11 protein-coding genes are annotated in these 10,362 nt (G+C 49.1%); 4 read left to right on the top strand and 7 right to left on the bottom strand.

What is annotated here, in order from left to right; all coding sequences use genetic code 11:
- Positions 1–431, bottom strand: a 431-nt coding sequence (gene wecB, locus VIN66_RS13975) for a non-hydrolyzing UDP-N-acetylglucosamine 2-epimerase (protein WP_331924552.1), incomplete at its 3' end; no start/stop codon positions are given.
- A 101-nt stretch (positions 432–532) separates the two neighbouring features.
- Between wecB and VIN66_RS13970 the strand changes: the two genes are divergently transcribed.
- Positions 533–850, top strand: coding sequence for a DUF6170 family protein (locus VIN66_RS13970; RefSeq protein ID WP_331924551.1), 318 nt, complete (start codon positions 533–535; stop codon positions 848–850).
- A gap of 131 nt (positions 851–981) precedes the next feature.
- Positions 982–2,538 (top strand): oligopeptide:H+ symporter, encoded by a 1,557-nt coding sequence (locus VIN66_RS13965; RefSeq protein ID WP_331924550.1) that lies wholly within the window; start codon positions 982–984, stop codon positions 2,536–2,538.
- A 71-nt stretch (positions 2,539–2,609) separates the two neighbouring features.
- On the opposite strand, the gene VIN66_RS13960 is transcribed toward VIN66_RS13965, so the two are convergent.
- Positions 2,610–2,933, bottom strand: a complete 324-nt coding sequence (locus VIN66_RS13960; RefSeq protein ID WP_134053865.1) for a DUF440 family protein — start codon at positions 2,931–2,933, stop codon at positions 2,610–2,612.
- 250 nt (positions 2,934–3,183) lie between these two features.
- On the opposite strand from VIN66_RS13960, the gene rlmA reads away from it, so the two are divergent.
- Positions 3,184–3,978: a 23S rRNA (guanine(745)-N(1))-methyltransferase gene (rlmA, locus tag VIN66_RS13955; RefSeq protein WP_331924549.1), complete on the top strand. Its 795-nt coding sequence runs from the start codon at positions 3,184–3,186 to the stop codon at positions 3,976–3,978.
- On the opposite strand, the gene VIN66_RS13950 is transcribed toward rlmA, so the two are convergent.
- From VIN66_RS13950 to VIN66_RS13940, 3 genes are all read right to left on the bottom strand, one after another.
- Positions 3,966–5,390, bottom strand: a complete 1,425-nt coding sequence (locus VIN66_RS13950; protein ID WP_331924548.1) for an alpha-amylase family glycosyl hydrolase — start codon at positions 5,388–5,390, stop codon at positions 3,966–3,968. The genes rlmA and VIN66_RS13950 overlap by 13 nt on opposite strands.
- 90 nt (positions 5,391–5,480) lie before the next feature.
- Positions 5,481–6,668, bottom strand: coding sequence for a serine hydrolase domain-containing protein (locus VIN66_RS13945; protein ID WP_331924547.1), 1,188 nt, complete (start codon positions 6,666–6,668; stop codon positions 5,481–5,483).
- Positions 6,669–6,798: 130 nt separating this feature from the next.
- A complete protein-coding gene (locus VIN66_RS13940; RefSeq protein ID WP_331924546.1) occupies positions 6,799–6,975 on the bottom strand; it encodes a hypothetical protein in 177 nt (58 codons plus the stop codon).
- 344 nt (positions 6,976–7,319) lie between these two features.
- On the opposite strand from VIN66_RS13940, the gene VIN66_RS13935 reads away from it, so the two are divergent.
- The gene (locus VIN66_RS13935) at positions 7,320–8,861 is read left to right on the top strand and encodes a methyl-accepting chemotaxis protein (RefSeq protein WP_331924545.1); all 1,542 of its coding nucleotides are present in this window, start codon (positions 7,320–7,322) and stop codon (positions 8,859–8,861) included.
- Between the two features lie 181 nt (positions 8,862–9,042).
- Here the strand turns inward: VIN66_RS13935 and VIN66_RS13930 are convergent, their stop codons facing one another.
- Together VIN66_RS13930 and VIN66_RS13925 are read right to left on the bottom strand one after the other, a co-directional pair.
- Positions 9,043–9,831, bottom strand: a complete 789-nt coding sequence (locus VIN66_RS13930) for a VacJ family lipoprotein (RefSeq protein ID WP_331924544.1) — start codon at positions 9,829–9,831, stop codon at positions 9,043–9,045.
- A gap of 1 nt (position 9,832) precedes the next feature.
- The coding region (locus VIN66_RS13925) for a tetratricopeptide repeat protein (protein WP_331924543.1) at positions 9,833–10,362 on the bottom strand (530 nt) is incomplete at its 5' end.

Genomic DNA, 10,362 nt, shown 5'->3' with positions numbered 1-10,362 from the left:
CGGGTAATAGCGCCTGTCAGCTTGCGGTTGGCCTCTTCCGGCCAGGGGCTGTAGATATTGCCGGTGCGTAAACCCGCTTCAACATGGCCAACGGCAATTTTCTCGTAGTAACACGCTAGTGCCGCGGCAAAAGTGGTGCTGGTATCGCCGTGCACCAGCACAACATCGGGTTTAAAGTCACGCAGCACAGCTTTGATATTTAACAATATGCTGGTAGTAACATCATACAAATCCTGCCCGGCTTTCATAATAGCCAAGTCATACTCGGGCTCAATGTCAAATAACTGCAATACCTGATCCAGCATTTCCCGGTGCTGACCGGTGACACATACCCGGCTATCGATATCTGCCTGCTGTTTCAGCAGGTTTACCAGCGGCGCCATTTTTATCGCCTCTGGCCGGGTGCCAAATACACTAAGAACTTTAATCATCACAGATCCTTGTTGCAGCAATGGCGTAAAGCTTACCAAAAGCGCTTTTAAAGCGATAGAGAGAACCGCTAAACTAGCCGCTGCAAAATAAGGACCCGTTTATGTTATATCTGAACAGCAGAAATATTCCCGAACTGTCCGGCCTGAGCTTTTCCCAGCGCATGGCCGTTATCCGCAAAGCCGCTGACAATTTGCCGGTGCCAACCAAAATCTCTCTCAATTTGCTGAAATTACTGATCCTGGTACCGTTGTTTTTGTTAATAGCGCGTGCTGATGGCTGGTTAATCGCAGGTTATGCATTACTGCTGCTGGTGGTATATCCGCTGCTGACCAGGCCGGTGACTTTTGCTCTGTGCCGCAAAGATTTTAGCCGGATCCGCTCTCAGCTTTACCCGGAAGAAGCACTAAAACAGCGGTAAAACCGCGTTTTTTACCCTTTTTGTCCCATCGCTTTCGTACTGGTGATGACAACACAGACGAACATCTGCATAATCCGGTCAGCTTCCTGTATATAAACGAAGCCGATAATTCTAATAAAACTGGGGATTCCATGACTGATTCAAGCACTGTTGCGGCGGCTCCGGCCAATCAGCCGCAATTTCTCGGCCATCCGGTCGGGCTTTATGTGTGCTTTCTCACCGAAATGTGGGAGCGCTTTTCGTTCTACGGCATGAAGTATCTGCTGTTACTGTATTTAACAAAGTATCACCTGTTCAGCGATGCCGGTGGCCTGGATGTACTGGGTAGCTATGCCGGCTTAGTGTATGCCATGCCCGTAATAGGCGGCATGCTGGCTGACCGCTACCTGGGTATGCGCAAAGCCGTAACCTTCGGCGCTATCCTGCTCTGTATGGGGCACCTGGGCCTGGCTTATGAAGGTTTTCAGGCATACGTCGAAAACGGTGTGGTGGTGCAGGATACCGGTGCTATTCAGGTATTTTACTTCTCGCTGGCACTGATCATTATGGGTGTAGGCTTTTTAAAGCCTAATATTTCCACCATAGTGGGTCAGTTATACGGCAAAGAAGATGCCCGTCGCGACTCTGGTTTTACCATTTTCTATATGGGCATAAACCTGGGCTCTTTTATAGCGACTTTATCGGTAACCTATCTGGGCGAAACATACGGCTGGGGTTATGGCTTTGGTTTAGCCGGTATTGGTATGGTGCTGGGCTTAATCGTATTTTTAACTGGTCAGAAATACCTGTTTGGCTATGCAGAACCGGCGAACCCGGCGCTGTTAAAAGAAAAAGTCTTCGCCGGTATCAATAAAGAATGGTTAATTTATCTGGCGACTATACCAGCACTGGTTGTCATGTGGCAGCTGGTACAATACAACCCTGTAGTACACAGTACTCTGCTTGGTATGTCATTTATCGTTCTGGTTGGCATTATCTGGTTTATTACCACTCAATGTAATAAAGAAGAACGCGACCGGATGATCGTGCTGATTATTTTGACCATGTCTACAGTGGTGTTCTGGGCATTGTTTGAGCAATCAGCATCGTCAATGACGCTGTACGCAGACCGGGTTTTAGATCGCACCGTGTTTGGCTATGAAGCCACTGCTGGTCAGTTTGGTTCATTAAATGCGTTCTTTATTATTACGTTGGCGCCATTATTTGCCTGGTTATGGATTGCGTTAGCCAAACGCAAACTCGAGCCAAGCACGCCGGTTAAATTTGCGCTGGGTATTATTCAGGCCGGTTTAGGTTTTGGCGCGCTGGTCTATGGCGCGACGCACCCGAATGAAGCCGGTTATGTTGCTGCCTGGTGGTTAATTCTGGCTTATGCGCTGCACACTATGGGCGAGCTGTGCTTATCACCGGTTGGCTTATCAGCGGTGACCAAACTGGCAGTGCCAAAAGTAGTGGGCGTAATGATGGGTAGCTGGTTCCTGGCCACTGCTTACTCAGAACTGCTGGCAACACAACTTGCTAAACTGGCCGCTATTGATACGCACGCTGGTGAAGTAACGAATGTCAGCGAAGCACTTGCAGCTTATACTGAGCTGTTCAGCTTCCTGTTCTATGTTGGTGTGGGTGTCGGTGTATTTATGTTGCTTATCAGCCCCTGGCTGAAAAAGCGTATGCATGGCGTGCACTAAACGTTAATACTGAAAAAGGTCTGCATTGCAGACCTTTTTTTATTCCCTTTTATTGCCCACGCCACACTTTACTATTGACCGCGCCATTGGGCATGACACAGTGACTCATACTTTTCCCGGCTTAACAGAATGCGTGCCAGCACGATATCTGCATCACCATTTTCACCGGTCAGGCCTATTTGTGCTTCATAGTGCAGCTCAGGCTCTAAGTCTTGCATCATCATCTCAACCCAGTCTTCACCAGGTATTGCCAGGTCAACGTAACCGCGGCTTTCATAATGCTGCTGATACAAGGTGTAATCTTCGGCAGACAGATTTTCTGCTGCCAGTTCTTCGAAAATATCAAACGCGTGGTCACATAACTCGTCCAGCGTCCACAACTCTAATTCCTGCATTAAGGCTCCGATTCAAACTAAGCGTAATCGCAGGCCTTGCGTTACAACGCTGTTGTGCTCGCCAAAGCAACTCGCTCACGCTTACGCGTTCACTCAGACACTCTTTGGCTGTGCGCAACAGGTTCTAACCGGCCTGCTAACCTGCGTCAGCATTACTGAAAAATTTGCGATGCCGCCAGTATAGCAAGCCTTTGCCGAAAACACTGCTGTGCTGCTACACTGTCGGCCTTTTTTCTGGCCGGATTTTTCTATGTACCTGTGCCCATTGTGCCAGCAGCCGTTACATCTGAGTGTTAAGCAATATCAGTGTGCTAACCGCCACAGTTTTGATGTTGCCCGAGAAGGCTACGTTAATCTGTTACCTGTGCAGCATAAAAACTCCAAAGACCCTGGCGATAATAAAGAAATGATGCAAGCCAGGCGGGCTTTTTTACAGGCTGGCTGGTATGCGCCACTGGCACAGGCAGTCTCAGATACCATTGCAAAACTAGCGCCGGACACGCTGCTTGATTTAGGTTGCGGTGAGGGCTATTACACAGCGCAGTTAAAGCGTGCTTTACCCGACACGCTAATCTTTGGGGTGGATATTTCCAAAGCAGCGGTGAAATTTGCCGCCAAAGCTAACAGCGATATTCAGTTCAGTGTCGCCAGCGCGTATCAGCTGCCCTTTGCCGATAACAGCTTTGCTGCAATAGTGCGCATTTATGCGCCCTCTAAACCGGAAGAACTGCAGCGGCTACTAAAACCGCAGGGGTACTTAATTACCGTAAGCCCGGGCCCGCAGCACCTGCTGGAAATTAAACAGGCTGTATATGATGAAGTTCAGCTACACAGTGATGCGATAGCAGAAATACCAATGCTGACTCACCTGACCCGCCAGCGCCTGCAGTTTACACTGCGCTTTGAAAAAGCCGACGATGTGTCGGCCCTGATACAAATGGTGCCGCTGGCCTGGAAATTCAGCGCCGAGCAGAAGCAGCAGTTTGCGGCTACTCTGCCCGACATCAGCGTAGACTTTTTGCTCGATGTGTATCAAAAAGCCTGAGGTTGCACATAAATACGGTAATCCCACGCGGCCAGTTTTAATGTACTGCCCTCTGTAAATTGTACCGTTTCACCGCTTAGATAGTCTGTGTAACTGCCATGGTGCAGATGCTGTTTAAAGCAGACATGTTGCGGTGTGTCGCTGAAATTAAATACGGCGAACACTTTATCTTTAGTGTTTTGCCGCACGAAGCTTAAGATCTGCGCTGGTTGATTGTTATGCACCGGCAACATTCTGGCGCCCCAATCAGCATTCCACAGCGCCGTATTATCACGCTTCAGTGCCAGTAACTTCTTATATAGCTTACCATTTTCATGTTCTCGCCAAATGATAGGGTCACGCTCAAAAAACGCCAGCCGCCTGTCGTTACCTGCCTCCTGGCCGTTATAGATCATCGGCATGCCCTCACCTACCACAGACAGCGCCATAGCGGCGTGCAATGCGTCACCAAACATCTCAAACTCTGTGCCTTCCCAGGCATTTTGATCATGGTTACTGACGCCAAGCATACGCATGATGTTTTGCGGATAATATTTTTCGTTCCACGAGTAATACACCCGTAGCTTGTTTACATCAGCATGGCCAATGACGATATCATGCAAGGCTTGGTGCCACGTCCAGCCATATGTCATATCAAAAGCTTTGGCATGAAAATCCCGGCCTTCAAATTCGGCCAGCATAAACACCGGTTTTATGCTAACAAGCTCTTTTCTGGCTTGTTCCCAAAAATCCAGCGGCACAAAACCTGCCACGTCACAGCGAAAACCATCAACACCAAACTCCTGTACCCAGTATTTCATTGCACCGGTCATGTAACGGCGTAAATCACTATTACTGTAATCCAGTTCAATAATGTCGTCCCAGTCCCACCAGGGCGTTGGCCGAAAGTCGCCCTTCCAGTCACGCAGGTACCATTCCGGATGCTGCTTAACCAGCACATTATCCCAGGCTGTGTGGTTAGCCACCCAGTCTAGAATCACGTACAGACCAAGCTGATGCGCTTTAGCAATAAAAGCTTTCAGATCATCTGCAGTACCAAACTCGCTGTTCACGCCGTAGTAGTCCCTGACTGAATACGGGCTACCTAAAGTCCCTTTACGGTTGAGCTCGCCAATGGGCTGCACCGGCATCAGCCAGAGTATTTTAACGCCCAGATCTTTTAGCCGGTTCAGCTGCTCTGCTGCTGCCGAAAACGTACCCTGCGCAGTAAACTGACGAATATTGATCTGATAAACAGCGGCGTTTTTGCTCCACTCGGGATGGGACAACTGCACATAAGGTTGTGGTTGGTAAGGGTTAATATTGTTTGCTGTGACTGATGGCTTAGGGCTGCTGCAGGCGTTGAGCGATAACATACCTGCGACAAACAACGCCGGGTAAAACCAGCGCTTGAGATTGAAGTGAAATTGCATATCAGGTACCCGTCGGTTTGCTGTTCTTATTGGTATACGCTACCAATAATAGCCTGCTTTAAACCTTCAGGGACTAAGCTGCATTCGTATTCACTGAGCCTGCGCTATGGCTTTTTGCTCCCGGCGTTGCTGGTGGATAGCGGTTAATACACCAGACCAGAAATAAGTACCCAGCTCATTAATCAAATTAGATTCAGCATTCATCAGCATAACCAGGCCAAGCTGATGCTCGCGCGAGTAAGCAATTTCTGCACGAAATCCCTGCACCCAACCACCATGGTAAATCAGCTCATCCTGCCCGAACTGATAAACCCGCCATCCCATCGCATAGTGGGCATCCGTTAAGTAGCGCCGCCACTCTTTACGGCGTAAATCACGCCGGGTTTTAACCTGTTTTGCAGTAATACTGGCCAGTAACTCGTCAGACAATACGGCCGGGTTATGCCCAAGCTGAGCAATTAACCAATAACCTAAATCTATCGCACTGGCATTAACGCCTGCCGCCGGGCTGAAATGATAATAACTTTCGGCCACTCTCGTCGGGTACCATCGTCCTCTGGCCCGTACATGCGGCATAGCACGGTTTTCAGTACTGAAAAAGCCATCCAGACCAACCGATGCTGTTGGTAACTGCAGTGGGGTAATGATGCGTTCCTGCAACTGTTCAGCATAGGTTTTACCAGTGGACTTCTGGATCACCTGATCAATCAGGCTAAACAGTACATTTTGATAGCCATAACACTGGCCCGGCGGACATAAAGGGTCTATTTTGCTGAACTGCGGTAAAATCCGTTCTAACGGTACATCGGCTTCGATAAGGTTATCATACGCATTAGGCATAACACCGGTGCTTTGTGATAACAAATGCTTCAGTTTCAGCTGGCTATTATATTTTTTGCTTTTAAATGAGAAACTGGGGATGTAATCAACCAGTTTGTCGTCCCAGTTAAAATGGCCCTCTGCCGCCAGAATACTGGTTAACCCACCGGCAAAAGTTTTTGATACGGATGCGATGCGAAAAACGGTATAGGGATCAACCGGCTCGGTGTGTCCTTGCTGACGAACACCAAACCCAGCGGTGGCAATAATTTTATTGCCTTGAACAATAGCATAAGCGCCCCCCGGAATATTATGCTCTTTCAGTTTGGCGCCATAGTATTGATCAAAATCTGCAACCAAAGCTCCCAGCGTATCATTGCCCTGTGGCAGGATATCTGTCTCTGCGTATGTTACAGCGCTGAGTAAACAGCCGAATACTGCAATGAAAAACGGTTTCACTCGTTATTATTATCCGTTGTTAGTGCCAGCACCTATTGCCCAGCTCACTGGCATTGTATGAACTTTATTCCCTGATGCCAAGCTGGCGCCAGCAAAACAATATCAGCATCCGGCAAGCGCAATAGCAGCCTTAACTGTGCGGACAAATCAGTGCTTCTGATGCAGGCCTGATAGCAACCAGCTGCCCCTGATGATTGCGGATAAACTCTACCCATTGTGGTTGCTCAAGCCGGGTTTGCATTTGCCTTGGTATATCAAGTTGTGCCATTAACTGTGGTGCTATTGTTAAAAACAAATCATTGCACACAGTAATACTCCACTGCTTCGGCTCCTGGCGTAACAAACCTATCTGGCGATGAAGCGCCTCGCTATGCTGGTTTGAGGCAAGATACTGCTGATAACGTTCAGCTTTGCTGTCTATTGCAAATTATCAATGGCAGATTGCTGTATTAATAACATTTGGTTTCCCCATTTTTTTTGCTGTTCCTTCTTTTGACGCCGGAACTTAGAACAAGGGGTTATATTTTTATTTTTTTATCTGTATAGACTTTAGTCGGCCCTTCTTAAACAGTGATTGACAGTACAAGCCAAAGTACCAACACTGAAAAACACGCTACAGTTATCACTAATTTGTATTGCCAAGAGATACTTATGCTAAATAATAAACTTAAACCAGCGTTGTTTGTGTTACTGCTTGCACTTGTACAGTTTGCGGTATTTAGCGTTAGCAGCTCCGCTTTAATCTCCGTTCTGACTACTGCGCTACTACTGCTCATCTACTTGTACTGGCCAGCCAAACCTGAGCAGCAGCCAACGAATGACAAAGGCGAAGCCCTGGCCAAAACGGCTGACAATATCACCGAAGCTACCTCAAACATGGCAATAGGTGCTGCTGAAGTGTCGTTTTACATTGACAGTCTGATTAAAGATATCCGGCAAAGCAGCACAGACAGTGACAATATCGCCGCTGTCAGCAACCGCCTGGCCAGTAGCGGTACCGACCTGACAACCTCACTACAAAGTATTGGTAAAACCTTACAAAACACTGCAACGGCTTCACAACAGGCGGATCTGTTACTGGCAAACGGCGTCACGAACATTGCTGCACTGGTTACAGACGTCCGGGATGCCGCAGAGCAGCTGGCACGTTTGCGTAGCAGCAGCGATGACATTCAGCGTATTACGGAAGTGATTAATACCGTGGCGGAGCAAACCAACCTGCTGGCGCTGAACGCGGCGATAGAGGCTGCCAGGGCTGGCGAGCAAGGCCGTGGATTTGCCGTTGTGGCAGAGGAGGTACGGGCGCTAGCAGGCAAAACTGCGGCGGCAACCAAGGATATCGCGGCTATGCTGGCCAATATCCGTCAGCAAAGCCAGCAAACTGCTGGCCAGATGGGCCAGCTACAGCAAGCTGGCGAGCAGGTGCAACATGAGTTACAGCAGGTTGCCGCAGGCTTTACCGACATTAATAATCAGATAGGAGCTTCTTCACGCTCGCTGGGCCACATCGAACAAGTCAGCGCTGACTTACAACACACCAGTGAAGAATTGGCCGGGTCTGTTGTTAGTATCAGCAAAGCACTGCAGAATATCGGTGCTAAGGGTCAGTCTGTTGCGCAGCAGGCTATTGAACTGTCTGAAGAAACCGAAAGTGTCTACCGTGAACTGAGCACACTGAGCAGCCACAGCTTCTTTAGCCCGATCCTGGCGGAGGCAATGCAGGCTGCAGAGCAAATCGGCGCCCTGTTTGCCAGCGCTATCACCAGCGGTCAGCTAAGCGGCGATGCCGTATTTGCTGAAAAATATCAGCCAATAGATGGGACTAATCCAACCAAATATCATACAGGGTATGACAGTTTTACCGACAAACATCTGCCCGATATTCAGGAGCCGATATTAGCCCGTCATACCAATATTCTGTATGCCGGCGCGGTTGACCGTAAGGGCTACTTCCCTACCCATAACAGAAAATTCAGCCAGCCACTTAGCGGCAACTACGAAAAAGACTTGCTGCAAAACCGCACCAAACGCATTTTTAATGACCGTACCGGCAGCCGCTGCGGCAATCATACCCAGAGCATGTTGCTACAGACCTATAAGCGCGACACCGGCGAGATCCTGCATGATTTATCGGTGCCCATTTATGTCAATGGCCGGCATTGGGGCGGTTTCAGGATAGGCTTTAAACGTTAAACCGGGCTTGGTCTAATGCCGGCCAGTTTACGTTTCAGCTGCCATCGGTTTGCCCACACCAACACGTCGTAAACCCATCCATGGGGCCTCCTCTCAGCCCTTCCGGGGCTGAGACGGTTGGCTTAGGGCAAACCGATTCTGCTTAAATGATTAGGGTTAGCGCCTGACCCGGTTTGCGAATTTACTCTAAGTCGTCCAGCAGATCGTCCAAAGCGGCTTCATCCACTTCCGGCTCTGGCGCTTTTGGCGGGTTGCCATCGTATATTTTGAACTGCTGACGCTGGAAATATGATTCTTTGACAAACGCATAAGGATCCAGTGATTCTTCCAGTAAATTTTCCATCGACATGAGTTGTTCACGTGCATCGAGTGCACCTATCGCTGCGCGGGTTAACGTCAGTGGCGTATTAAGCAATGCTAAAGGAAAATACAGATTATCAACTACTCCGCCTGTAGTGTCGCGTACTGTGCTCGGCCCCAGTGCAGGCAACATCAGAAAAGCGCCATCGCCTACGCCCCAGACAGCCAGCGTCTGGCTGAAGTCTTCTTCACGCTGCACCAGCCCAATCTTGGTTGCGACATCAAACAAACCAAACAAGCCTAAAGTGCTGTTAACCAGAAACCGCCCGGCACTGATTGCGGCACTATCAGGTTTTGCCTGTAAAGTACCGTTTATAAAACTGGCTGGTTCACTAAGGTTATTCGCGGCATTAACCAAACCTTTGCGGGCCGGTTTGGGTACCACTGTCATATAGCCTACAGTGGCGGGGCGCAGCAAATATTTATCAAGAATATCGTAGTTAAAATCCCACAACGGCCGGTTAATCGTTTCCAGCGGATCCCGGCTGTCTGTATATTGTGCGTTGGTACTGTCGGTCGCACCCGCTTGTGTCGTTGCCGGCTTGGCCGCGCAACCTGCCAGCAACATGGCAGCCAGAAGCAAAGATGATTTTAACGGAACAGAAGACATATCATGGCTCCAGGGTTAAGGAAATGGTTAAGCCGGGCTCGGTGAAGCTTAATACATCCGACACAGCCTGAATATCTCCCGGACGTTGCTCAACTGTACCTGATAAAGACATACGCGCAACCACTTCAATCTGATCAGCATTAGCCAGACTCCAGCCTGGTTGCATTGCCATTTGCTCAGTCAGTTGCAGTTCGATGTTCCCTTCAGGCAGCGGGATGCGCTGCACAGCTAAAGGCAAGGCAGCGCCTTGCGTTGCGCGGGCAAACAAAAATAAACTGGCGTCGGGGTTGGCCTGTTTCAATTCTGGTGCAACATACAATTGCACAGTGATATGCCGGCCGGCAACCTGAACATCGGCACCAAGTTCCTGCAACCTCTGTTGCACAGCCTCATATCTCGGGTCGTCTTGCGGCAGTTGCTTCAGTAATAACTGCCAGGCTGTTGTGGCTTCTTTAAAATCGCCTTTCTCATACGCAATCAACGCCATCATCGACAATGCATCGCTGTTTTGTGGCTCTTTGCTCAGCACCC

The sequence above is a fragment of the Rheinheimera sp. genome, from assembly GCF_036568245.1.
Classification (GTDB): domain Bacteria; phylum Pseudomonadota; class Gammaproteobacteria; order Enterobacterales; family Alteromonadaceae; genus Alishewanella.
The sequence above is the reverse complement of the archived record's forward strand: the minus strand, read 5'-3'. Positions and strand labels throughout refer to the sequence as shown.